This window comes from Streptomyces sp. NPDC088553 (assembly GCF_044752965.1).
Lineage (GTDB): Bacteria > Actinomycetota > Actinomycetes > Streptomycetales > Streptomycetaceae > Streptomyces.
Genome location: NZ_JBIVMG010000005.1, coordinates 102,990 through 125,169 on the forward strand (window position 1 = coordinate 102,990; position 22,180 = coordinate 125,169).

22 protein-coding genes and 1 pseudogene are annotated in these 22,180 nt (G+C 73.7%); 8 read left to right on the forward strand and 15 right to left on the reverse strand.

Features of this window, described 5'->3' with window-relative positions; genetic code table 11:
* Positions 1 to 9: 9 nt before the first annotated feature.
* Positions 10 to 1,200 (reverse strand): FAD-dependent oxidoreductase, encoded by a 1,191-nt coding sequence (locus ACIP8Z_RS17190; RefSeq protein WP_402084077.1) that lies wholly within the window; start codon positions 1,198 to 1,200, stop codon positions 10 to 12.
* 150 nt (positions 1,201 to 1,350) lie between these two features.
* Here ACIP8Z_RS17190 and ACIP8Z_RS17195 point away from each other — a divergent pair, with 150 nt between their 5' ends.
* Entirely contained in the window at positions 1,351 to 2,025 is a 675-nt protein-coding gene (locus tag ACIP8Z_RS17195; protein WP_402084080.1) for a pentapeptide repeat-containing protein, read from the forward strand.
* A 44-nt stretch (positions 2,026 to 2,069) separates the two neighbouring features.
* Here the strand turns inward: ACIP8Z_RS17195 and ACIP8Z_RS17200 are convergent, their stop codons facing one another.
* From ACIP8Z_RS17200 to ACIP8Z_RS17220, 5 genes and pseudogenes are all read right to left on the reverse strand, one after another.
* Positions 2,070 to 2,570, reverse strand: coding sequence for a hypothetical protein (locus tag ACIP8Z_RS17200; protein WP_318208550.1), 501 nt, complete (start codon positions 2,568 to 2,570; stop codon positions 2,070 to 2,072).
* 13 nt (positions 2,571 to 2,583) lie between these two features.
* Positions 2,584 to 2,937: pseudogene (locus ACIP8Z_RS17205) on the reverse strand (response regulator transcription factor); the annotation flags it as partial.
* A 252-nt stretch (positions 2,938 to 3,189) separates the two neighbouring features.
* Positions 3,190 to 4,395, reverse strand: coding sequence for an FAD-dependent monooxygenase (locus ACIP8Z_RS17210; RefSeq protein WP_402084082.1), 1,206 nt, complete (start codon positions 4,393 to 4,395; stop codon positions 3,190 to 3,192).
* A 103-nt stretch (positions 4,396 to 4,498) separates the two neighbouring features.
* Positions 4,499 to 5,119, reverse strand: a complete 621-nt coding sequence (locus ACIP8Z_RS17215; RefSeq protein WP_030323137.1) for a response regulator transcription factor — start codon at positions 5,117 to 5,119, stop codon at positions 4,499 to 4,501.
* The gene (locus tag ACIP8Z_RS17220; RefSeq protein ID WP_402084085.1) at positions 5,119 to 6,384 is read right to left on the reverse strand and encodes a histidine kinase; all 1,266 of its coding nucleotides are present in this window, start codon (positions 6,382 to 6,384) and stop codon (positions 5,119 to 5,121) included. Before ACIP8Z_RS17220 ends, ACIP8Z_RS17215 begins: the two co-directional genes overlap by 1 nt.
* Before the next feature lie 248 nt (positions 6,385 to 6,632).
* Between ACIP8Z_RS17220 and ACIP8Z_RS17225 the strand changes: the two genes are divergently transcribed.
* Together ACIP8Z_RS17225 and ACIP8Z_RS17230 are read left to right on the forward strand one after the other, a co-directional pair.
* Positions 6,633 to 7,172 (forward strand): heme-binding protein, encoded by a 540-nt coding sequence (locus ACIP8Z_RS17225; RefSeq protein WP_402084087.1) that lies wholly within the window; start codon positions 6,633 to 6,635, stop codon positions 7,170 to 7,172.
* A gap of 91 nt (positions 7,173 to 7,263) precedes the next feature.
* Positions 7,264 to 8,712 (forward strand): M1 family metallopeptidase, encoded by a 1,449-nt coding sequence (locus ACIP8Z_RS17230; protein ID WP_402084090.1) that lies wholly within the window; start codon positions 7,264 to 7,266, stop codon positions 8,710 to 8,712.
* A 21-nt stretch (positions 8,713 to 8,733) separates the two neighbouring features.
* On the opposite strand, the gene ACIP8Z_RS17235 is transcribed toward ACIP8Z_RS17230, so the two are convergent.
* Genes ACIP8Z_RS17235 through ACIP8Z_RS17245 form a run of 3 tightly spaced genes read right to left on the reverse strand, consistent with a single transcriptional unit; the run spans position 8,734 to position 12,170 of the window.
* Positions 8,734 to 10,347 carry a sensor histidine kinase gene (locus tag ACIP8Z_RS17235; RefSeq protein ID WP_402084092.1) on the reverse strand — a complete coding sequence of 538 codons (1,614 nt, stop codon included), beginning with the start codon at positions 10,345 to 10,347 and terminating at the stop codon, positions 8,734 to 8,736.
* A gap of 10 nt (positions 10,348 to 10,357) precedes the next feature.
* The gene (locus tag ACIP8Z_RS17240) at positions 10,358 to 11,239 is read right to left on the reverse strand and encodes an ABC transporter permease (RefSeq protein WP_402084095.1); all 882 of its coding nucleotides are present in this window, start codon (positions 11,237 to 11,239) and stop codon (positions 10,358 to 10,360) included.
* Positions 11,217 to 12,170 carry an ABC transporter ATP-binding protein gene (locus ACIP8Z_RS17245; RefSeq protein ID WP_402084098.1) on the reverse strand — a complete coding sequence of 318 codons (954 nt, stop codon included), beginning with the start codon at positions 12,168 to 12,170 and terminating at the stop codon, positions 11,217 to 11,219. Before ACIP8Z_RS17245 ends, ACIP8Z_RS17240 begins: the two co-directional genes overlap by 23 nt.
* A gap of 108 nt (positions 12,171 to 12,278) precedes the next feature.
* Here ACIP8Z_RS17245 and ACIP8Z_RS17250 point away from each other — a divergent pair, with 108 nt between their 5' ends.
* Entirely contained in the window at positions 12,279 to 12,986 is a 708-nt protein-coding gene (locus ACIP8Z_RS17250) for a response regulator (RefSeq protein WP_402084101.1), read from the forward strand.
* Between the two features lie 16 nt (positions 12,987 to 13,002).
* The gene (locus ACIP8Z_RS17255; RefSeq protein WP_402084104.1) at positions 13,003 to 13,446 is read left to right on the forward strand and encodes an NUDIX hydrolase; all 444 of its coding nucleotides are present in this window, start codon (positions 13,003 to 13,005) and stop codon (positions 13,444 to 13,446) included.
* On the opposite strand, the gene ACIP8Z_RS17260 is transcribed toward ACIP8Z_RS17255, so the two are convergent.
* Complete coding sequence (locus ACIP8Z_RS17260) at positions 13,424 to 13,948, reverse strand: GNAT family N-acetyltransferase (RefSeq protein WP_402084107.1); 525 nt, start codon at positions 13,946 to 13,948, stop codon at positions 13,424 to 13,426. The two genes, ACIP8Z_RS17255 and ACIP8Z_RS17260, sit on opposite strands and share 23 nt — an antisense overlap.
* A gap of 62 nt (positions 13,949 to 14,010) precedes the next feature.
* Positions 14,011 to 14,586 carry a TerD family protein gene (locus ACIP8Z_RS17265; protein ID WP_030321928.1) on the reverse strand — a complete coding sequence of 192 codons (576 nt, stop codon included), beginning with the start codon at positions 14,584 to 14,586 and terminating at the stop codon, positions 14,011 to 14,013.
* 124 nt (positions 14,587 to 14,710) lie between these two features.
* On the opposite strand from ACIP8Z_RS17265, the gene arfB reads away from it, so the two are divergent.
* Positions 14,711 to 15,139 (forward strand): alternative ribosome rescue aminoacyl-tRNA hydrolase ArfB, encoded by a 429-nt coding sequence (gene arfB, locus ACIP8Z_RS17270; protein WP_383861912.1) that lies wholly within the window; start codon positions 14,711 to 14,713, stop codon positions 15,137 to 15,139.
* Between the two features lie 24 nt (positions 15,140 to 15,163).
* Here the strand turns inward: arfB and ACIP8Z_RS17275 are convergent, their stop codons facing one another.
* Positions 15,164 to 15,727, reverse strand: a complete 564-nt coding sequence (locus ACIP8Z_RS17275) for a flavin reductase family protein (RefSeq protein ID WP_319311135.1) — start codon at positions 15,725 to 15,727, stop codon at positions 15,164 to 15,166.
* A gap of 297 nt (positions 15,728 to 16,024) precedes the next feature.
* Between ACIP8Z_RS17275 and cdgB the strand changes: the two genes are divergently transcribed.
* Positions 16,025 to 17,821 (forward strand): diguanylate cyclase CdgB, encoded by a 1,797-nt coding sequence (gene cdgB, locus ACIP8Z_RS17280; RefSeq protein WP_402084111.1) that lies wholly within the window; start codon positions 16,025 to 16,027, stop codon positions 17,819 to 17,821.
* Positions 17,822 to 17,916: 95 nt separating this feature from the next.
* Positions 17,917 to 18,906, forward strand: a complete 990-nt coding sequence (locus ACIP8Z_RS17285; RefSeq protein ID WP_402084113.1) for a CBM35 domain-containing protein — start codon at positions 17,917 to 17,919, stop codon at positions 18,904 to 18,906.
* Between the two features lie 23 nt (positions 18,907 to 18,929).
* Here ACIP8Z_RS17285 and ACIP8Z_RS17290 read toward each other — a convergent pair whose 3' ends face one another.
* The 3 genes from ACIP8Z_RS17290 to ACIP8Z_RS17300 all read right to left on the reverse strand — a co-directional run bounded on the left by ACIP8Z_RS17290 (position 18,930) and on the right by ACIP8Z_RS17300 (position 22,105).
* A complete protein-coding gene (locus ACIP8Z_RS17290; RefSeq protein ID WP_402084116.1) occupies positions 18,930 to 19,856 on the reverse strand; it encodes a 1-phosphofructokinase family hexose kinase in 927 nt (308 codons plus the stop codon).
* Positions 19,857 to 20,003: 147 nt separating this feature from the next.
* Entirely contained in the window at positions 20,004 to 21,146 is a 1,143-nt protein-coding gene (gene nagA, locus ACIP8Z_RS17295; RefSeq protein WP_402084118.1) for an N-acetylglucosamine-6-phosphate deacetylase, read from the reverse strand.
* Positions 21,146 to 22,105: an ROK family protein gene (locus ACIP8Z_RS17300; protein ID WP_402084120.1), complete on the reverse strand. Its 960-nt coding sequence runs from the start codon at positions 22,103 to 22,105 to the stop codon at positions 21,146 to 21,148. The genes nagA and ACIP8Z_RS17300 overlap by 1 nt, the downstream gene beginning before the upstream one ends.
* Between the last annotated feature and the right edge of the window lie 75 nt (positions 22,106 to 22,180).

A 22,180-nucleotide genomic window follows, 5' to 3' on the forward strand; every position in this document is an offset into this window, starting at 1 on the left:
CCTCCGACCTCAAGCATGCTTGAGGTCAAGCCCCTTCCGCAGGACACCTCGATCCGAGCGCAGCGCCAGCGACACCGCCTCCACCGCGCTCGTGAACGACACCTCCGCGAGCACGCCGGGCGCCGCCACCTGGTCGCCCACCAGGTACACCCCGTCGCCCCGGTCGACGGCCGGCCGGTCGCGCCAGGTCGTGCCGGGCCGGTCGACCGCTCCCGTACGTCCCTGGCACAGGGCGTCCCGCCGCCACACCGTCCGCTCGCGCCAGCCCGGGAAGCCGAGGTCGAGGAGCCGTTCGGCGTGGGCCACGCCGTCCGCCTTCGCCTCGCCGGGGCCGATCGGCAGCTGGGCCTGGATCAGCTGCACCCCGGCCGGGGCGAGCGTGGGGTCCTGGGCCGTGAACCGCTCGATCCAGCCCGGCGCGTCCAGGTCCGAGATCACGAACGGGTCGCCCTTCCGGGTGCGCAGCGCCAGGTCGAACAGGACGGTACGGCCGCTCTCCCACGTCAGCGACGGGTCGCCGAGCAGCCGGGCGGCGGCCGGCAGGGTGGTCGCGACGATCACGGGCCCCTCGCCGGACGGCAGGGCGTCGAGGCTGTCGACACGGGACGACGTCTCGATCCGTACGCCCGTCTCCCACGCGTGCGCGACCATCCGCTCGATCAGCCTGCCCCAGCCGCCCCGGACGAAATGCGCCTCCGGCGGCACGGACGTGGCCCGGTGGAGCCGCTCCTGCACGAAGCGGGCGGAGAGCGCGCCCGGGTCGTGGTGGAAGGTCGCGACGGCCGCGTACGAGGCGGCGGCGTGCGCGGCCCGCTCGCCCACGAGCCCGGTGGCCCAGGTGCGGAAGTCGACGTCCGCGGGGGCCTGTCCGGCGTCACGGAGGGACTGGCGCAGCATGCCGAACGGCGGGGTGCGGCGCAGGGAGCCGCCGCGGTGGAAACGGAGCTTGAGGGCCTCGGAGACCGGCAGCGGGGCCAGCTCGCCGAGGAGGCCACGCTGCTTGAGCCAGGTCCAGTGCGGGCCACCGGAGTAGATCGCGTGCGGGCCCTCGTTGGTGAGGTACGGGCCCTCGGCGGTGCGGGCCCGGCCACCGGGGGTCCGGTGCGCCTCGTGGACGGTCACCTTGACGCCCGCCTCGGCGGCGGTGATGGCCGCGGTCAGTCCGGCGAAGCCGCCGCCGATGATCGTGAGCTTCCGCATGTCGCTCTCCCTCTCGACCGGGCCGACCTCTCGTCGACCCCTTGTCCGCTCTCGTGTCCGGTCTCGTGTCCGGTCTCGCAAGGGGGACGGACGGCGGGCTCGCGTTCGTGACATCGGGGCGTTGTCAGTGGCGTACATCACCATGGGGTCATGGCGACGACTCGGAAGAAGAAGAAGGCGGTCGCGGGGGCGCGGCGCCCTGAGCTGCGGCTGACTCCCCTGGAGCCGTACGGGGGAGGGCTCGAACCGGACGGGGACTACGACGGCCTCGAACTGAGCGGGCTCGACCTCACGGGCCAGTCGGGGGAGGGCGCGCGGTTCCTGGACTGCGCGCTGCGCGACTGCGGGCTCGACGAGGCGCGGCTGACGGGGGCCCGCTTCCTCGACTCGGTGCTCACGGGCGTACGGGGGGTGGGGACGGTCCTCGCCGGGGCGCAGCTGCGGGACGTGGAGCTCGTGGACGCGCGGCTCGGCGGGGCGCAGCTGCACGGGGCGGTGCTGGAGAGAGTGGTCGTACGGGGAGGGAAGAGCGACTACCTGAACCTGCGGTCGGCGAAGCTGAAGGACGTCGTCTTCGAGGGCTGCGTGCTGAGCGAGCCCGACTTCGGCGGCGCCCTGCTCGAACGGGTGGAGTTCGTGGACTGCGTGCTCACGGGCGTGGACTTCAGCGGGGCGCGGCTCAAGGACGTGGACCTGAGAGGCGTGCAGCGGTTGGAGATCGCGCGCGGGGTCGAGTCGCTCGCGGGCGCGGTGATCTCTACGGCCCAGCTCCTCGACCTGGCGCCGGTGCTCGCGGCGCAGCTGGGGGTGCGGGTGGAGGAGTAGGGGGCGTGCGCCCGGCTCGGGAGGTCGGGGCTTGTGCGCCCGGGTCAGGGCAGGCGGGGGAAGCGGGCCTGGAGGGACCAGATGGCCGGGTTGTCGGCGAGGCCCTCGTGCATGTCCGTGAGGTCGGCGATCAGGTCGTGCAGGAAGTCGCGGGCCTCACGGCGGAGCACCTTGTGGTTGAAGGTGAGCGGCGGCTCGTCGCCCGGCATCCAGTCGGCCTCGACGTCGACCCAGCCGAAGCGGCGCTCGAAGAGCATGCGGTCCGAGGACTCGGTGAAGTCGAGCTCGGCGTACTGCGGCTGGGAGGCGCGGTTGCCGCGCGGGTCCTGGTCGATCTGCTCGACGATGTCGCACAGGGCCCAGGCGAAGTCGAGGACCGGCACCCATCCCCAGGCTGTGGACACCTCGCGGTCCGTCTTGGTGTCGGCGAGGTACACGTCCCCGCAGAACAGGTCGTGACGCAGGGCGTGGACGTCCGCGTGGCGGTAGTCGGTCTGCGGCGGGTCGGGGAAGCGACGGGAGAGGGAGTAGCCGATGTCGAGCACGGAACCGATGGTGTCACGGCGCCAGGCCCACCTCGTACGCGAGGATCACCAGCTGCACCCGGTCGCGGGCGTCCAGCTTGGTGAAGAGGCGCGCCACGTGCGCCTTGGCCGTGGCCGCGCTGATGTGGAGCCGCTCCGCGATCTCGCCGTTGGACAGCCCCCGGCCGACGAGGGCGAGCACCTCGCGCTCCCGGGCGGTGACTCCGGGGAGGGCGTGCGGGGGTGGGCCTGCGGGGGCGGGCCCGGCGGCGGGGGCGGGCTCCGGGCGGGCCGCGAACTCCTCGATCAGACGGCGTGTGACGCCCGGCGCGATCAGGGCGTCCCCGGCGGCGACGACCCGGATCGCCGCGAGGATGTCGTCCAGGGCCGATCGTCACCCTCACCCGTGTCCTGCTCCTGCTGCCCGCGCTCGTCGACGGGCGCGGCCGCTGGTCGGCGACGTTCCTGCACGCCCTGCCGCAGGGCGCGTGGCGGCGTCTTACGGAGGTGGGGGACTCGCCGGTGCCGGTGGAGTTCCCGTGGACGGCGGGCGGGGCGTGGACGGTGTACGCGGTCTGGTCGCTGGGCGCGGTGGCGGTGGCCCTGGTCGCGGTCCACCGCCGGGACGTGTGAGCGGCGCTCAGCGGCGGCCGTGCACCGCGCGCGCCACGCGCGGGCCGAGCCAGCGCTTGAGGCGGCGCAGCGGCTCCAGCTGTTCGGCGGCCCGGTCGATCCGGTAGTAGAGCTGCGGCGGGATGTGGGGGAGCAGTGGCGAGTGGCGCTGGCCGAGGAGGGCGAACATCTGGGCCGGCTCCAGGCGCATGTACCGCGGGAGGTTCTCGTACCACTGGGCGCTGTAGCGGGCGGCGCTCTGCGCGGAGACGAGTTCGGCGCGGCGGCGCTTCCCGTACGTGGTGAGGGCCGTGTCCAGGTCGGTGTGCGCGCGGAGCGCGTCCGCCAGGGCCAGCGCGTCCTCCAGGGCCAGGGTCGTGCCCGCGCCGATCGAGTAGTGGGTGGTGTGGGCGGCGTCGCCGAGGAGGACGAGGTTGCCGCGGTGCCAGGCCCGGTTGGTGAGGGTGCGGAAGGTGAGCCACTGGGCGGGGTCGTCGGCCCGGTCGCGGCCGATCAGCTCGTGCCCGTCGAGGAGGTCGTGGAACAGCTTCTCCAGGAGGTGGAGGCTGTCGGCCTCGCCGAGCGTGTCGAGACCGAGGCCGGTCCACGTCTCACGGGAGCACTCGACGACGCAGGTGGAACGCTCGCCGCTGAACCCGTAGGCGTAGCACCAGATCCAGCCGTGGTCGGTCTCCTTGAAGGCGAAGCTGAAGGAGTCGAAGACCTTGGTGGTGCCGAGCCAGATGTACTGGTTGCGGCCGCTCGTCACCGCGCTGCCGAAGTGCTCGGGGTGGGCCTCGCGGAGCACGCTGTGGACGCCGTCGGCGGCGACCACCAGGTCCGCGTCGGCCAGCTCGGGCGCGTCCGGGCCCGCGATGTCGTGCTCGAACTCGACGCGCACGCCGAGCTCTTCGGCCCGGTCGGCGAGCAGCGCCAGCATCCGCCGCCGCCCGATGCCGAAGCCCGCGTCGCCCCGGTGGACGGTCCGCTCGTCGCGGACGATCGCGACCCCGTCGGTCCAGGTCACCGAGGCCTCGGCGACGGCGGCAGCGGACTCGGGGTCGCCCGCGCGCAGCTTGTCGAGGAGCCCGGCCCAGTACGTCACACCCCAGCCGTACGTGGAACCCTCGGGGTTCCGCTCGTACACGGTGATCTCGTGGGCGGGGTCCTGCCGCTTCAGCAGGATCGAGAGGTAGAGGCCGGCGGGTCCGCCGCCGACGATCGCGAGCTTCACGTGCGCTCCCACTGGACTGACCGGGCCTGAGGCATGACACCGTGCTGTCGGACGGCAACGCACAGTAGCAGTGGTGGACCCCCGGGTGCGCGCGAAGCGCGGCCTACGGCAGCAGGCGCCGTTCCTTCGCCACCGCGACGGCGCCCGCGCGCGTGTCGACGCCGAGCTTCGCGTAGATGCGGCCGAGGTGGGTCTTCACGGTCGCCTCGCTGATGAACAGCGCCCGCGCGATCTCGCGGTTGCCGAGGCCTCGCCCCAGCTGCCCCAGGATGTCCCGCTCCCGGTCCGTGAGGCTCGGGCCCGCCGCGCCGCGCATGCGGTCCATGACCCGGCTGGCGACCGGCGGGGAGAGGGCGGTGCGGCCCTGGGCGGCCGCGTGGATGGCGGCGAACAGCTCCTCCGGGCGCTCGGCCTTCAGGAGGTAGCCGGTGGCGCCGGCCTCGATGGCCCGGGTGATGTCGGCGTCCGTGTCGTACGTGGTGAGGACGAGGACGTGGACGCCGGTGGGCGCGATCAGGCGGGTCGCCTCCACACCGTCGATGCCCGCGCCCAGCTGGAGGTCCATCAGGACGACGTCCGGCTTCAGCTTCGCCGCCATCGCGACGGCCTCCTCGCCGCTGCCGGCCTCGCCGACCACCTCGATGTCGGGGGTGCTGCCCAGCAGGGCGAGCAGGCCGGCGCGGACGACGACGTGGTCGTCGCAGAGGAGGATCCGTACGGACATCACGACTCCTGGGAGGGCGGGTTCGAGGAAGGGTTCGGCGACGGGTCCGCGTGCGGGCGCGGGTGCGGGTTCCCGTGCGGGTCCGGGTGCGGGTGCGGGTGGGTGCTCGGGAGCGGGATCGCGGCCGAGAGGACCGTGCCCTCGCCCGGGGTCGACTCGACCGTCAGGGAGCCGCCCAGCTGCTGGGCCCGCACGCGCATCGCGGGCAGCCCATGGCCCCGGACCCCGCCGGGCCGCTCGGCCGGGTCGAAGCCGCGGCCGTCGTCGGCGATGTCCAGGACCACCTGGTCGTCGAGGTATGTGAGGGTCAGCGCGGCGGAGTCGGCGCCGGCGTGCTCGCGGATGTTGGCGAGGGCGCCCTGAGCGATCCGCAGGAGCGCCGACTGCACCCGTTCGGGGAGCGGGACGGCGGTCCCGTCGACCCGGAACGCCGTCGACTCACGGGCCGCCAGACCCCGCAGGGCCTCTTCGAGGCCACCGCCCTCCGCGAGGTCGGCGGGCGCCAGGTCGTGCACGAAGCGGCGAGCCTCGGCCAGGTTGCGTTCGGCGATGGACTCGGCCGTACGGACATGGCGGCGGGCGGTGGCCGGGTCGCTGTCCCAGGTGCGGTCGGCGGCCTGCAGCAGCATCTGCTGGCTGGACAGGCCCTGCGCCAGGGTGTCGTGGATCTCCATCGACAGCCGCTGGCGCTCGGCGAGGGTGCCCTCGCGGCGCTCGATCGCGGCGAGTTCGCGCCGGGTGCGGATGAGGTCGTCGATGAGCGCCCGCTGACGGGCCGCCTGCCGGTCCGAGTACACGAAGACGCCGGTGGCGATGGCGGCGACGGCCGGCGGGGCGACGATCAGGTTCGGGTCCCAGCCGCCGTGCGCGAGCTGCACCTGCGCGAACACGACGAACGCGGTGAGCAGCGCGACCAGGCCGAGCGCGGCCCGGGCCGGGAGGGTGCGCAGGCCCGTGTAGAAGAGCGGCACCGCGCACCAGGCGAAGCTCGGCGCGAGGACGACGAGCAGGATCCAGACGGCGACGACGGTGCTCAGCCAGGCGATCCGGCGGGGCGCGGCGCGGGTGCCGACGACGGGGCCGAGGAGGTAGAGGGAGGCGAGGGCGCCGGAGAGGGCGACGATCCAGGGGCTGCGGTCCTCCCAGGGGTGGCGCAGCAGGAAGCGGGCGAGCGAGGCGCCGAGGAGGAGGAAGAAGGCGATGTGCATGACCCGCGCCAGCCAGGTGGCGTCGGGGTCCTGCTCGGTCTTCGTCGGCCGTGCCACGTTCTCACCTTCCTGACCTGGGGATATCTGTCCATCCTGGCCCGGGAGGACCACGGGGGCATCAGCCGATCGGCTGACCCGGCCGTCCTCCAGTGTGCGTGAGGAGGGCAGCCGGACCGTGGACCGTACGGCCCGGGTTCCGGCCACAGGATGGGTTGCAGAGCGAAGGAACGGACCACTCACACGGTTCACCTCGGCTCGCTCGCTTCTCCTCGCAGTCCGCCCTTCTCACCCTCACGGAGTTCCTCATGAAGAAGATCCTCTTCGGTGCCACCGCCGCCGCTGTCGTCGCCGCCGGTACCTTCGGCGCGGTCTCCGCGAACGCCTCCGCCCCGGCCGCCGCCCCCGCCGCGGTGGTCCGCGCCGACGCCGGCAACGACAACCTGCAGCAGTCGACCCACCTGACGATCGAGGCCGCGACGAAGGCCGCGCAGGCGACGCTCGACGCCGCAGAGAAGGAGAACCAGCGCGTCTCCGTCGCCGTCGTCGACCGCAACGGCAACACCATCGTCACCCTCCGCGGCGACGGCGCGGGCCCGCAGTCCTACGAGTCGGCCGAGAAGAAGGCGTTCACCGCCGTCTCCTGGAACGCCCCGACCTCCGTCCTCGCCGGCCGCCTCGCCCAGGCCCCGACCCTGAAGGACATCCCCGGCACCCTGTTCCTCGCCGGTGGCGCCCCGGTGACCGCCAAGGGCGCGCCCATCGCGGGCATCGGTGTCGCGGGCGCCCCCTCGGGCGACCTCGACGAGAAGTTCGCCCAGGCCGGCGTCGCCGCCCTCGGCAAGTAACCCCGCCGGCGGTCCACAGTCGGCGATGGCGCCCGGATCCCCCGCCGGGCGCCGTCGCCTTTTCCGTGTCGGCCCTGCTTAGGATCGATACGTGACCCAGCGCAACCGGACGGACCGGGACCACCGGACGGACCGGCACCACCGGACCGGAGCAGCCGCGGGCGGCCTCGCCGCCGCCCTCACCGCCCTCGCACTCCTCGCGGGCGGCTGTACGGAGGCCACCGGCGGCGTCCGGGGGACCCCCGGGGCGGCCGGGCTGCGCGACCCGTACTTCCCGAAGCTGGGCAACGGCGGCTACGACGTCAGCCACTACGCCCTCACCCTCGCGTACGACCCCGGGACCGGGCGGCTCGACGGCACCGCCGAGATCACCGCCCGCGCCACCCAGGACCTCAGTGCCTTCAACCTCGACCTCGCCGGGCTCACCGTCGACCGGGCGTCCGTCGACGACGCGCCCGCCGCGGTCAACCGGGCCGGGAACGAGCTGACGCTCCGGCCGCGCGAGGAGATCCGCGAGGGCGCGGAGTTCCGGACCACCGTCACGTACGGGGGCGTGCCCGAGCCGGTCACGGACGCGGACGGCTCCGAGGAGGGCTGGCTGCGCACCGAAGACGGTGCGGTGGCGGTCGGCGAACCGGCGGGCTCGATGACCTGGTTCCCGGGCAACCACCACCCCTCCGACAAGGCCGCGTACGAGCTGACGCTCACCGTCCCGGCCGGGCTCGAAGGAATCTCCAACGGCGTCAGGACGGCTCGCCGGACGGCGGCGGACGGCCGGGTGACGACCGAGTGGCACTCGGCCGAGCCGATGGCGAGCTATCTCGCGACGGTCGCGATCGGCCGGTACGAGACGGTGGCCTCCGCACCCGGCTCCGGCGCCGTCCCCGTGCTGACGGCCGCCGAACGCCCGATCGCCGCCGCGACCGCCCCGCTGCGCGACGAGATCCCCGAGATCCTCGCCCGGCAGGCCCGGCGCTTCGGCCCGTACCCCTTCTCCACGGCCGGCGCGATCGTCACCGAGGACGGGACGCTCGGCTACGCCCTGGAGACCCAGACGCGGCCGGTGTTCCCGGCTGCCGCGTTCGACCGGACGACCCTGGTCCACGAGCTGGCCCACCAGTGGTTCGGGAACTCGGTGTCGCCCGCGACCTGGCGGGACCTGTGGCTGAACGAGGGCTTCGCGACGTACGCCGAGTGGCTGTACTCGGAGGAGTACGAGCACGTCCCCGCGCGGACGCACTTCGAGCGGGCCTTCGCCCAGGAGTCCAACTGGGCCTTCCCACCGGCCGCCCCGCCGGCCGCCGAGAACCTCTTCGCCCCGCCCGTGTACCAGCGGGGCGCGATGGTCCTGCACAAGCTGCGCGAGACGGTCGGGGACGAGACCTTCGACGAGATCCTGCGCGGCTGGCCCGCGAAGTACCGCCACGCCAACGCCTCCACGGACGACTTCACCGCCTACGCGGAGAGCGTCGCGGGCCGCGATCTGGACGAGCTGTGGGACGTGTGGCTGTACGGCGACGGCAGGCCGGCGAAGCCGTAGGGGCCGCCCGGGGACCAGGGGCTAGGGGACCAGCACGTCCTTGGCGGCCAGGCGCGGGCCGGACCAGCACAGGCGGTAGAGGTCGACCTCCGCCAGGAGGTTGCCGTTCGACCGGTAGAACACGCACTCCGTGCCGGGCGGCCGGGGCGCGGCACGCGCGTCGTCCGGCGGATACGGGAAGGGGCGCGCCGGGAGCAGTTCCGCCAGCTCGGCGCGGGTCCCGCCGACGTGCAGCTCCTCGTAGCGGGACGGCGCCAGCACACCGGTGCCCAGCTGGTACGCGAGGAACACGGCGGCCGGCACGAAGAAGAGCGCCGCTCCGGCGGGTATCGCGAAAGCGGCCGCGAGCCTGAGCCGGGTGCTGCGCCGCACCTGGGCGAGCCGACCGGCGGCTTCGGACGCGGAGCCGCCGGTGCGAGGACCGCCGCTGTTCCTCGGGCGGCTCTGCTGCTCTCCGCCGCCCTTCGCGGCGCCGTGCGGTGGGGTCGCGCGGTGCGGCAGGGTGGCGCTGACGTGGAAGCCGTCCTCGTACGGACCGGCCCACAGGGTGCCACCGAGGACGGTGACCCGTTCCCGCAGCCCCGCCAGACCGTGGCCGCCGATCGGCCGGACGGGCGGCGGGCCCGGCACCGGCAGGGCGTTGACGACCCGTACGCGGGTGTGGTCCCGCTCGTGGTCGTGGGTGATGCGGACCCGGACGGTGCCGCCGGGCGCGTGCTTGACGGCGTTGGTGAGGGCTTCGCGCACCACCCGGTACACCCCGCGTTCGATCAGCGGGGAGAGCGCGGGCGCCGGTCCCTCGCGCTCCCACCGGACGGGGACGCCGGAGGCGACCGCCCGGCCGAGGAGCTCCTCGACGGTGTCGGCGGGGGCCACGGCCGAGGGCGGGAGCGCGTCCGGCCCCGTGCGCAGCACCGAGACCGTCTCCCGTAGCTGGTCGACGGCGTCCGCGATCGTCCCGCGCAGCTCGGCCAGGTCCTCCCGGTCCCGCTCGGTCAGGGTGGGGGAGAGTTCGAGGGCCCCGGCCCGCAGCGCGGCCAGGCTGAGGGCGTGGCCGAGGGAGTCGTGCATGTCGGCGGCGATGTCCGCGCGTTCCGTCAGCCGGGCCCGCTCCGCCACGAACCGCTGCCGCTCCTCCAGGCTGCGCGCGAGCCGCCAGCCGCCGCTGACCAGCTCGGTCCGCCCGCGCCAGTACCGGCCGGCGAGCCACGGCAGGAGGAGCGCGGTCGGCAGCACCGCCAGCGTGTAGAACCACCACACCGGCCCCGCCCGCAGGACGGCGCAGACGGCGAGGGCGGCGGCCAGGCAGCCCGCGAGGACCAGCAGCGGGGTGCGCGCGCCGGCGGTCCGCACCCCGAGGAGACAGCTCGTCGTGCCCAGGGTGAGGACGGCGACGTGCGCGGGGCTCGTGGCGTCCGCCAGGCCCGCGGCGCACAGGGCGCCGGCCAGGGCGACCGCCGCTGTCGGCCGGCGCCGGGCGAGCGGGACGGCGACGGTCGCCACGAGGAGCGGGAGCACCAGGTCCCCCGTGACCGAGGGGTCCGAGTCGCCGCGGAACCAGACGACGTGGGCGCCGCACAGGGCCGCCCAGAGGGCCAGGTCGCCGAGGAGGCGCCGGTGCGCCGGGGCTGTCATCCGTCCGACGCTACGCGTCGCGCCGGAGCAGCAGGCAGCGGCCCGTCAGATGGGCGGCCAGGGCCCAGGCCACCAGGAGCAGGACCGCCACGCCCGGGGGATGGGGGGTGTCGGGGCCGCCGCGCATGAGGTGGCTGCCCAGGCTGTGCGGGAGCAGGTCGTGCACGGTGAGCAGGGCGGGGCCGCCTAGCGCCAGAAGGGTGGCCGGCAGCGCCCAGAGCAGGGTGACGAGGACGGCGAGCGCTCCGGCGGCGTGCCGGGTGGCGAAGGACACGCCCACGGTGAGGACGGCGACGAGGGCGTAGTAGCCGCCGACGGCGAGGGTCTGACGGGTGGCTGACGCGGCGTCGAAGGACGCGTGGCCGGAGAACGGGGCCCAGGCCACCGCCATGCCCAGGACCGCGCTCACGGCGCCGGCGGCGAACGAGACCGCGGCGGTGAGCAGGGCCTTGGCGAGCAGGACCCGGTGCCGGACGGGCACCCAGAGGAGCGAGGCGCGGATGCCGGTGGTCGTGTACTCGCTGGTCACCGTGGTCATGGCCAGGACGACGACGGCGAACTGGACGAGGACCGCGGAGGAGACGGGGGCGTTGCCGAGGGGCTGGACGGGGCGGGCGTTGATGCGGGCGATCGAGCCGTAGTAGTAGGTGAACACCCCGGTGACCGCGAGGGCCGCGAGCAGACAGACGTACGGGGCGCGGACGGACCACAGCTTGGTCCACTCCGCGCCGAATGCCCCCGCGAGGCCGGCGGGTCCCGGGCTCGGGTGCGTGCGGCCCCTGCCCGCCCGACCGTCCCCCGTCGGACCGTCCCCCGTCGGACCGTCCCCCGTCGGGGCGCCACCCGGCGGAGGGCCGTCCGTGGTTCCGTTACGCGTGCGGCTCGTGGTCACCGTTCTCGCCTCCCGTCACGTACTCGACGCTCCGTGCCGTCAGTTCCATGTACGCCTCTTCCAGGGAGGCCCCGACGTCGCTCAGCCGGTGCAGTCGGACGCCGTGGCGGTGGGCGAGGTCGCCGACCTGGGCGGCGGTCCGGCCCCGGACGACGACCGACCCGGGGGAGGGCGACGTCTCCGCCTCCACCGTCACCCCGGGCTCGGCGGCGAGGTGGCGGACGAGGACGGACCGTTCTCCGGGATCGGGCACCTCGGCCCGTACGGACGCGGTGGCGCCGCCCGCGAGGAAGTCGGCCATCGGGGTGTCGGCGAGCAGCCTGCCCCGGCCGATGACGACGAGGTGGTCGGCCGTCAGCTGCATCTCGCTCATCAGATGGCTGGAGAGGAAGACCGTGCGGCCCTGGGCGGCCTGCCCCCGCACGAGTCGGCGCATCCAGCGCACGCCGTCGGGGTCGAGGCCGTTGACGGGTTCGTCCAGGACGAGCGTCGGGGGGTCGCCGAGCAGCGCCCCGGCCACTCCGAGACGCTGGAACATGCCCAGGGAGTACGAACCGGCCCGGCGGCGGGCCGCCTTGGCGAGGCCCACCAGATCCAGGACCTCGTCGACCCGGCGTACCGGGATGCCGTTGCTGCGGGCGTGCGCGACCAGATGGGAGCGGGCCGTACGGGTCGGGTGCACGGCTTTGGCGTCGAGGAGCGCCCCGACCTCTCGGACCGGGTGGCGCAGGGCCGCGTAGGGCCTGCCATCGATGAGGGCGGAGCCCCGGGTGGGGTGGTCGAGGCCCAGGATCATCCGCATCGTGGTGGATTTCCCGGCGCCGTTGGGGCCGAGGAAGCCGGTCACCTTCCCCTCGCGGACGTCCAGGGTGAGGCCGTGCACGGCGGTCGTGCCGCCGTACCGTTTCGTGAGTTCTCTGAGTGCGATCACGGGGTGGACGCTAGGAGCGGGTGCCGGGACGGCGCATGGGGCCTTCGGCAGCGGCTTCCTTCCCTTCGTCAGGGGTACGGCCTCCTCCTCCGGCCGTAGGCTCGACCGGTGGAAGAGAGCGCAGCAGCCCGTCGTCCGGTCCGTGTCCTGGTGGCGGACGACGAGGCGATGGTCCGGGCCGGGGTGCGGGCCATCCTGGCCCGGGACGAGCGGGCGGAGGTGGTCGCGGAGGCCGCCGACGGGCACGAGGCCGTCGAGCTGACCCGCCGGCACCGCCCCGACGTGGTCCTCCTCGACATCCGGATGCCGGGCCTCGACGGCCTGGCGGCGGCGGTACGGATCCACCGCGTGCGGCCGGCGACCGGCGTGATCATGCTGACGACCTTCGGGGAGGACGCGTTCATCTCGCGCGCGCTCGAAGAGGGGGCCAGCGGCTTCCTGCTGAAGGCGGACGACCCCCGGGAGCTCCTCCACGGCGTGCAGGCGGTGGGCGCGGGCGGGGCGTATCTGTCCCCGAGGGTGGCCGCCCGGGTCATCGCGGGCCTGCGCGCCCACCGGGCGGCCCGGCCGCACCGCCCTCTCGACCATCTGACGCCACGGGAGCGGGACGTGCTCGCGGGGCTCGGCGCCGGGCTCTCCAACGCGGAGATCGGTGCCCGGCTCCATCTGGTCGAAGGCACCGTGAAGGCGCACGTCAGCGCGGTCCTCGCCAAGCTCGGGGCCCGCAACCGGGTGGAGGCCGCCATCACCGCGCACGAGGCGGGGCTGGTCCCGCCGACGAACCCGGAGGGGAACCGAGGAACCCGGAACCGATGAACCCGGAGGGGAAACGATGACCACAGGTGTGCGGAAACGCGTCTCGGCCTACGCGATCGTCGTCGAGCGCGAGCAGTTGCTCCTGACCCGTCTGTCGGAGGCCTCGCCGGTCTTCGAGCCCGGTCTCTGGCATCTCCCGGGAGGCGGGATCGACCCCGGCGAGCAGCCGGTGGAGGCGCTGGCGCGCGAGCTGTACGAGGAGACGGGCCAGGTGCTCACCGGGGCCCGGCTGGTCGACGCCCGTACCTACACGGTCACCCGGAACGGTGTGACCTGGCACCTGGTGGCGGTCTTCTACGCGGTGGAGCTCCGCCCCGGTGATCCCCTGGTCGTCACCGAGACGGACGGCAGTACGGAGGCCGTCGCCTGGCGGCCGCTGACCGGGCCGGTGGAGGAGCTCTCCCCGGCGGCGGCCGACGCGCTGTCCCTGGTGGGGGTCAGGCCAGGGCCTTCCGCATGACCACGCACGCGCGGCCGTGGGCGAGGTCCGGGCGGCGGTCGGTCTCCTCGTAGCCGAGGGAGGTCCAGAAGGCGAGGGCCTTCGGGTTGTTCTCCAGGACGGCGAGCCGCAGGCCCGTACGGCCCTGGGCGCGGAAGCGGTCCTCGACGTACGCGGCGAGCCGGCGGCCGTGGCCCGCGCGCCGTTCGTCCCCGTGGACCATGAGGAGTCCGAGCCACGGTTCGGTTTCCGCCGGGTCGGGGTGGCGGCCGAGGGTGATGGCGACGGCGACGAGCCGGCCCTCGGAACGGCCCAGCAGGACCTCGGCGGTGGCCTGCGCGAGTTCGTCGGCGAGGGCGGCCGCGACCTGCTCGGGCCGGATGTCGGACGGGTCCGGGAAGTCGCCGCTCAGCTGCTGGAACTCCTCGTTCGAGGCGTACAGCGCGGTGAGTTCGGTGAGCAGCGGGCCGGGGAGGGCCGCACCGTCCTCCAGGGCCTTGGGCACGAGGGCTTCGACGATCACGCGGCAAGGGTAGAGCCCCGGCGGGCGAACCGCCGGGGCTCAAGGGTGTCGCGGGGCGTCGGTCAGAGGTTGACGCCGAAGTCGCGGGCGATGCCTTCGAGGCCCGAGGCGTAGCCCTGGCCGACCGCGCGGAACTTCCACTCGGCGCCGTTGCGGTACAGCTCGCCGAAGACCATGGCGGTCTCGACGGCGGCGTCCTCGGAGAGGTCGTAGCGGGCGAGCTCGGCGCCGCCGGCCTGGTTCACGATGCGGATGTAGGCGTTGCGCACCTGGCCGAAGTTCTGCGAGCGGTTGACCGCGTCGTAGATGGAGACCGGGAAGACGATCTTGTCGACGGTCGGCGGGAGGGCCGCGAGGTTGACGTTGATCTGCTCGTCGTCGCCGCCGCCCTCGCCGGTGCGGTTGTCACCGGTGTGGACGATGGTCTGGTCCGGCGTCGACTTGTTGTTGAAGAAGACGAAGTGCGCGTCGGACGCGACCTTGCCGGCGGCGTCCACGCCGATCGCCGAGGCGTCGAGGTCGAAGTCGGTGCCGGTGGTGGTGCGGACGTCCCAGCCGAGGCCCACGGTGACAGCGGCGAGGCCCGGGGCCTCCTTGGTCAGAGAGACGTTGCCGCCCTTGGACAGGCTCACAGCCATGGAAAGTCCCTTTCATCGTGATGTCTTCGCCTGGAGAAACGCGTGGTGCCCCCGGACGGTTCCCGGGGCGCTCCCGGCGAAAACAGGATGACTCCGATGGCCCCCTGCGGGGAACATGGAGGGCATGTCCGGTCCGTATCCCATCCGCGGCTCCGTCTCGCTCCCCGAGGCCGAGCTCCAGTGGCGTTTCTCGCGTTCCTCGGGCCCGGGCGGTCAGCATGTGAACACCAGCGATTCCCAGGTCGAGCTGCGCTTCGACCTCGCGGCCACCGACGCGCTGCCCGAGGTGTGGAAGGCCCGCGCCCTGGAGCGCCTCGCCGGCCGCCTGGTGGGCGGCGTCGTGACGGTCCGCGCCTCGGAGCACCGCTCCCAGTGGCGCAACCGCGAGACGGCGGCGGTGCGGCTCGCCGCGCTGCTCGCCGAGGCGACGGCCCCGCCGCCGAAGCCCCGCCGTCCGACGAAGATCCCCCGCGGTATCAACGAGCGGCGGCTGCGCGAGAAGAAGCAGCGCTCGGAGACGAAGCGGACGCGCCAGTCCCGCGACTGGGGCTGAGGGCCGCTCCCCACCGCTGAGGGCTCAGGACAGGCTCCGGTACTTCCCCTGGTAGTACGTCAACGGCCCGCCGCCCGCCGCGCCGGCGTCCACCGACAGGACCCGGCCCACCACGAGCGTGTGGTCACCGGCCACGACCCGGCTCTCCGTGCGGCACTCCAGGGTCGCCAGCGCGCCGCCCATGAGCGGGGCGCCGCTCTCCTCGCCGCGGGTGTACGGCAGGTCGGCGAAGAGGAGCCTGTCGCTGACGCGGTTCTTCATGGCGAAGCGCCCGGCGATGTGGCGCTGGTTCTCACCGAGGATCGACACCGCCCACACGGGGACGTCGGTGAGCAGGTCGTCCATGCGGGAGCCGTTGCGGAGGCTGACCAGGACCAGGGGCGGGTCGAGGGAGACCGACACGAAGGCCGTGGCGGTCATGCCGACGTCCTCGCCGCGCGGCCCGTCGTCGGGGTCGTGCGCGGTCACCAGGACCACACCGGCCGCGAGGCGGGACATCGCCGCCCGGAACTCGTCGTTGCTCACCCCCTCAGCATGAGGGATGGCCAGATCGGACACGGGAGGCGAGGTCGGGGTCTTCTGCAGCACATTCGCACGCTAGTCCCGGCCGTTCGGGTGCCGCATCGGGCCCGGGGACCAGGCCGCCACCCCCGCCGGTCCTAGGACCCGGGGCCCGGGGCGGGCGCGGCCCCGCGCGGACCGGGGCGACCCGCCATGACCTGCTGTGACTTGAGTCACAGCGACCAGTATTTGCTGACCCTGTGTACCGGGTGTGCAGCTCGCTGTGATTCAGTGGCAGTGACAGTGCAATACGAACGGTGACTGTGCAACACGAAGCCGATGAGAACCCTGGAGTTGCTGTCGAGGTCTCGGGGAGAGCGAGCGATGGAGACCGAGTCGGAGCCGTACGTCCGTCTCTCGACCCTGCGGCAGCTGCATCAGGTCGTGGCGGACCTCAACACTGCGCGCAGCCTGGCGGACACCCTGCAGACCGTCGCCGACGGTGTGGTCGCCGGTCTCAACTACGAGCTTGCCTGCGTCAACCTCGTACGCCCCGACGGTGACCTCGTCGTCGCCGCCTTCGCCGGCAGCTCCGCCGCCGAGGCCCTGATCACCGGCCGGGTCGGCTCCCGCGCCTCCTGGGACCGCCGCCTGTCGATGGCGACCGCCTGGGGCGACCTGCGGTTCATCCCGCACACCGAGGGCTGGGTGCTGATGGAGGACGACGTCCCCCAATGGCACACCGACGGCCCCGCGCCCCGCTTCGAGGACGAGTGGCACCCGCACGACCGTCTCTACGCCCCCATGTACTCGCCCCGGCTCGGCTCCGCCCGCCCGGGGGGACCCCCGCCCGGCTCCGGCCGTGAGCTCCTCGGGGTCATATCCGTCGACCGTCCGCGCAACGGCCGACACCCGGGCCCCTGGGGCCAGGAGGCGCTCCAGATGTACGCCTCCCAGTCGGCGATCGCCATCAGCAACGCCCGGCTCCGCTCCAACATGCAGCGTGCCCTCGTCCGCCTGGAGCGGGAGCAGCAGGCGCTCCGCGCCAGCGAGGAGTCCTTCCGGCAGGCCTTCGAGTACGCCCCCTCCGGCATGGCCATCGCCGAGATGGGCGGCGACCAGCACGGCCGGCTGCTGCGTACGAACGACGCCCTGTGCCGGCTCCTCGGCCGGCCCGCCGCCGCCATGCGGCGCTACTCCTTCGCCGACCTCGTCCACCCCGAGGACATAGGGACGCTGCTGCGGACCTCCGCCGAGGGCGGCCGGGCCGAGCTGCGGCTCGGGCGGCGCGACGGCACGTACGTGTGGGTGTCCCTGCGGAACTCGGTCGTCGCCGACGCGGCCGACGGTCCGCGTTTCCTCCTCACCCACGTCGAGGACATCGAGGAGCGCAAGCGGCACGAGCTCCAGCTCGCCCACCGCGCCTCGCACGACGCCCTCACCGGCCTCCCCAACAGCGCCGAGCTGCGCTCCCGGCTCTCCGCCCGGCTGTGCGAGCGCCCGGCGGCGCACGTGTCGGCCGACCAGGCCGCGGGGTACGGCGGGGGGTACGAGTCGGGCCGGGACGGCGGCTACGGGACGGGTTACGACCAGGCCCACGCCGATCAGCCCGGCCACGCCGGATACGACTCCGGCGGCTCCGGTGGCCCCGGTCACTCCGGCTACGAGTCGCCGTACGAGCACGAACACGAGCACGGCTTCGGTTTCGAGCCGGCGGGCGTCGGCCCGTACGACCACCACGTCCACATGGTGGCCCCCTCGGGCGGTGACATCGACGACGGCACCAAGGGCCTCGCCGTCCTCTTCTGCGACCTCGACGGCTTCAAGTCGATCAACGACCGCTTCGGGCACCACACCGGTGACGCGGTGCTCATCGAGGTCGCGCGCCGTCTCACCACCGGGGTCCGCGACGGTGACACGGTCGCCCGGCTCGGCGGTGACGAGTTCGTCGTCCTCGCCGACGGGCTCGGCGCGGCCGACGCGGCCGATCTGGCCGTACGCCTGCGCAACGCGATCATTCCGCCGATCCGGGTGGACGGTCGGGCGGTCCGGGTCGGGGCGAGTTTCGGCATCGGATGGGCCGAATGCGGGATGACCGTGGAAGAGGTCCTGAACTCCGCCGACCAGCGGATGTACGTGGAGAAACGCTCCCGCGCCAAGGTCCACCGCCGCGCCGGCTGAGGCTCCTGACACGCCCGGGGCCGCTTCGGGGGCTGGTCCGTTCGGGGTAGGCTCGGCCGGTCGGCGACGGCTGGCGAGCATGGAGAGGAACCCGGATGGCTGCCGGTAACGACGGCGCGAACAAGCCCGAGAACGACGACCCGTTCGGCTACCTGTACGAGGACGGTCAGGCAGCGGGCGCCCAGCCCCCGGGTGGGGGCGGCTACGGCTATCCCGGCCCGGCCGCGGCGCAGCCAGGCGTGCCCCGGACCTCGTACAACCAGGTCAGAACGGTCGGCGAGCGCCAGTACGGCGGTCACGGCGGCCAGCAGCACGCGCAGCCCTACGTACCGCCGCAGCAGCAGGCACCGTACGGCCAGCCGCAGGCGCAGTACGCCGCTCCGGAGACCTACGGCGGCCCGCCGACCCGGCAGGGACCCCCGCCGCAGCACCACCACGGTGGCGGCTCCGGCCGCGGCCCCAACACCCGGGGCATCCTCATCGGCGCGGTCGCGGTCGTCGCGGTCGTCGTGGTGGGCATCGCGGCCGCGGTGATCACGAACTCGGGCAAGGACGACGACAAGGACAAGCAGGCCGGCACCGGTGGCACCAGCGCGACCGCGCCGGTGAAGCCGTCCGAGGAGCCCAGCACCGAGCCGAGCGCCGACGAGACCCCGGCCGAGCTCCCGAAGCAGGACGCGGCCACGCTGAAGCTGGGTGGCAGCGCGGGACTCGCCACGGACGTCAAGGGTGCCGAGGGCTCGAACGGCACGTACGTCGCGGGCTTCAACCAGGTCGGTTCCTCGGTGACCTGGAAGGCGAACATGCCGGCGAAGGGGAAGTACGCCCTGACCGTGCGCTACGCGATCCCCGCCGTGGACGCCAACGCCACCCTGACGGTGAACGGCAAGCCGAACACCTCGCCCCTCGGCCTGAAGAACTTCATCCACTCCTCGGACCCGAACCTGGAGAAGAACTGGCAGACCACCTGGGCGCCGGTCGACCTCCAGAAGGGCGAGAACGAGATCAAGATCTCGTGCGAGACGGGCAATCAGTGCGACGTGCTGCTCGACTGGCTGGAAGTCGGGCCGCCGAAGCAGTCCTAGTCACCGCATGACGGCGCCGTGCGTCACGGCCGGTCCGGTTCCTCTGTGACCTTCACGCGGGGCAGCAGCTCCTCGTAGGCCGTCGGGTCGAACTCGCCGGCCACCGGTGAGAGCACCGTCGCCGCCGAGAGGGCGACCGCGCGGGACAGGCGGTCGGGCCACGGTGTGCCGTCGACCAGGCCCGACAGCAGGCCGGCGACGGCCGAGTCGCCCGCGCCCGTCGGGTTGCCCTTGACGGCCGCCGGCGGGGCCGCGCGCCACAGGCCCTCCGGGGTCGCGGCGAGCAGGCCGTCGGGGCCGAGCGAGGAGACGACCGTGCGGGCGCCGCGGCCCCGCGCCTCGCGGGTCGCGCGCAGCGGGTCGCGGGTGCCGGTGAGCTGGGCGAGTTCGTCCGCGTTGGGCTTGACGAGGTCCGGGCGGGCGGCGATGCCGCGCCGGAGGGGTTCGCCGCTGGTGTCGAGGAGGACGGGGACTCCGGCCGTGCGGGCGAGGCGGACGAGTTCCGCGTACGCCCCCACGTGGATGCCCGGCGGGAGGCTGCCGCAGAGGGCGACCGCCGCGGCGCCGTCGAGGAGCGCGGTGAAGCGGGTGCGGAAGGCGGTCCACTCGGCGGCGGTGACGGTGGGGCCCGGTTCGTTGAGCTGGGTGGTGTCGCCGGTCGTGGTGTCGACGATCGCGACGGTGCGGCGGGTGGGGCCGGTGGTCTCGACGAGCTCGTCGCGGACCGGGGTCGTGGCCAGCCGCTCGCGGAGCACGGCACCGGTGGCGCCGCCCGCGAAGCCGGTGGCGACGGTCTCGTGGCCGAGCGCGGCGAGCACCCGGGCGACGTTGAGGCCCTTGCCGCCGGGGCGCTCGATGACCTGGGTGACCCGGTGGGAGGCGTGCGGGGTGAGGGCGGGGACCCGGTAGGTCAGGTCCACCGCCGTGTTGAGGGTGACCGTGAGAATCACCTGACCAACCCCCGTACTCCGTGTGAAGTCCTGCGGAACGCGTGCTCCGACGGGCACTGATCATGCCAAACGAAAGGCGGTTGGCCCAGACCCTCGGCCCACCGCCGTTCCGTGTGACTCCTGATCAGAAGCGTCCTCGGGGCGTGCTCAGACCTTCGGGTCGACGATCCACTCGCCCTTGCGCATGACGCCCTTGACGGTGAACTCGGCGTCCAGGACCACGATGTCGGCGTCCTTGCCGGGTTCCAGGGAGCCGACGCGGTCGTACACGCCGAGCAGCCGGGCCGGGTTGGCGGAGATCGCCTGGACGACCGACTCGACGGGGAGGCCGTCGATGGTGGCGGCGCGCTTGAAGGCGCGGTCCAGGGTGAGGGTGGAGCCGGCGATGGAGCCGCCCTCGACGAGGCGGGCGACGCTGTCCTTCACCTCGACCTCCAGGGGGCCCAGCATGTAGCGGCCGTCGCCGAAGCCGGCGGCGTCCATGGCGTCGGTGATGAGGGCGACGCGCTCGGGTCCCGCGTGGTGGAAGGCGAGCTCCAGGGCGGCGGGGTGGAGGTGGGTGCCGTCGTTGATGAGCTCGACGGTGATCCGCTCGTCCTCCAGGAGGGCGGCGATCGGGCCGGGTGCGCGGTGGCCGAGGGCGGGCATCGCGTTGTAGAGGTGGGTGGCGACGGTGGCGCCGGCGTCGATGGCCTCGACGGTCTGCTCGTAGCTGGCGTCGGTGTGGCCGATGGCGGCGATCACGCCGTGCTCGGCGAGCAGGCGTACGGAGTCGATGCCGCCGGGCAGTTCGGTGGCGAGGGTGACCATCTTGGCCTGGCCGCGGGCGGCGTCGATCAGCTTGCGGACGTCTGCCGGGTCGGGGTCGCGGAGCAGCGTCTCGTCGTGGGCGCCCTTGCGGCAGGGGGAGATGAAGGGGCCCTCGAAGTGGAGGCCGGCGATCTCGCCCTGTTCGGCGAGCTCGGAGAGGAGCCCGGCCCGCTGGGTGAGGAAGTCCATCTCGCCGGTGACGAAGGAGGCGACGACGGTGGTCGTGCCGTGCAGCCGGTGGGTGTGGACGCCCTTGAGGACCTCGTCGACGCTGCCGGAGGTGAAGGACGCGCCGCCGCCGCCGTGGTTGTGCATGTCGACGAAGCCGGGGACGAGCCAGTGTCCGGTCAGGTCGACGGCCGGGGTGCCCTCCGGTGCGCTGCCGACAATGCGGTCGCCTTCGACGATCACGCGTCCGTTCTCGACGATCCCGGTGGGCAGCACGACGTGTGCGCCGGCGAGAACCTTGTGATCGGCCATCAGGCGGAAACCTCCGAGTCGGTGGGGCGCTGGGGGCGCTGGTCGGCGAGCAGGTCCCAGGCGAGGAGGCCCGCGCCCAGGCATCCGGCGGTGTCCCCGAGGGCCGCCGGGACGATGGCGGGCAGCTTCTGGAACGTGACTCGCTCCTCCACCGCGGCCCGAAGTGGTGTGAACAAGGTTTCCCCGGCCTCGGCGAGTCCGCCACCGATGATGAGCGTGCGGGGGTCCAGCAGGGTGAGGGCCGTGACCAGGCCGTCCGCGAGGGCGTCGACGGCGTCCTGCCAGATCCGCAGGGCGGCGGCGTCGCCGGACTCGACGGCCTTGGCGCAGTCGGCGGCGTCGGCCTTGGGGTCGCCGCTCGCCTCGGCCCAGGCCTGGGAGACGGCGGAGGCGGAGGCGTACCGCTCCAGGCAGCCGCGCTGGCCGCAGCCGCAGACGGTGCCGCCGGGGCGGACGACGATGTGGCCGATCTCGCCGGCGTAGCCGTGGGCGCCGGCCTCGATGCGGTCGCCGATGCCGATGGCGCCGGCGATGCCGGTGCCGAGGGGCACGAAGAGGAAGCGGTCGGCGCCGTTGCCCGCGCCGATGCGGCCTTCGGCGAGGCCGCCGGTGCGGACGTCGTGGCCGAGGGCGACGGGGATGCCGTCGAGTCTGCCGCTGAGGAGTTCGCGCATGGGAACGTCGTGCCAGCCGAGGTTGGCGGCGTAGACGGCGATGCCGTTCTCCGCGTCGACGATGCCGGGGACGGCGACTCCGGCGGCCGCCGCGGGCTCGCCATACCGCTCCTGGCCGAGGGCGCGGAGCTCGGCGGCGAAGCCGAGGATGGTCTCCACGACGGCCTCGGGGCCGCGGTCGCGTCCGGTGGCGCGGCGGGCCTCGTGGAGCAGGGTGCCGTCCGCCCCGACGAGGGCGGCCTTCATGCCGGTGCCGCCCACATCCAGGGCGATGACGTGTCTCACGGGTGACAGTTTGGCCCTCGGGGACCCAAAAGGTCTAGTCCACTGCCGAGGATTGTTGCGTACGGATACAAATTC

Coding starts and splice junctions, on each gene's coding strand:
- arfB (WP_383861912.1), top strand. CDS start 14,711: ATGTCCGGTCCGTATCCCATCCGCGGCTCCGTCTCGCTCCCCGAGGCC.
- ACIP8Z_RS17225 (WP_402084087.1), top strand. CDS start 6,633: ATGAAGAAGATCCTCTTCGGTGCCACCGCCGCCGCTGTCGTCGCCGCC.
- ACIP8Z_RS17215 (WP_030323137.1), bottom strand. CDS start 5,119: ATGTCCGTACGGATCCTCCTCTGCGACGACCACGTCGTCGTCCGCGCC.
- ACIP8Z_RS17265 (WP_030321928.1), bottom strand. CDS start 14,586: ATGGCTGTGAGCCTGTCCAAGGGCGGCAACGTCTCTCTGACCAAGGAG.
- ACIP8Z_RS17285 (WP_402084113.1), top strand. CDS start 17,917: ATGGCTGCCGGTAACGACGGCGCGAACAAGCCCGAGAACGACGACCCG.
- ACIP8Z_RS17190 (WP_402084077.1), bottom strand. CDS start 1,200: ATGCGGAAGCTCACGATCATCGGCGGCGGCTTCGCCGGACTGACCGCG.
- nagA (WP_402084118.1), bottom strand. CDS start 21,146: ATGGCCGATCACAAGGTTCTCGCCGGCGCACACGTCGTGCTGCCCACC.
- ACIP8Z_RS17235 (WP_402084092.1), bottom strand. CDS start 10,347: ATGACAGCCCCGGCGCACCGGCGCCTCCTCGGCGACCTGGCCCTCTGG.
- ACIP8Z_RS17255 (WP_402084104.1), top strand. CDS start 13,003: ATGACCACAGGTGTGCGGAAACGCGTCTCGGCCTACGCGATCGTCGTC.
- cdgB (WP_402084111.1), top strand. CDS start 16,025: ATGGAGACCGAGTCGGAGCCGTACGTCCGTCTCTCGACCCTGCGGCAG.
- ACIP8Z_RS17195 (WP_402084080.1), top strand. CDS start 1,351: ATGGCGACGACTCGGAAGAAGAAGAAGGCGGTCGCGGGGGCGCGGCGC.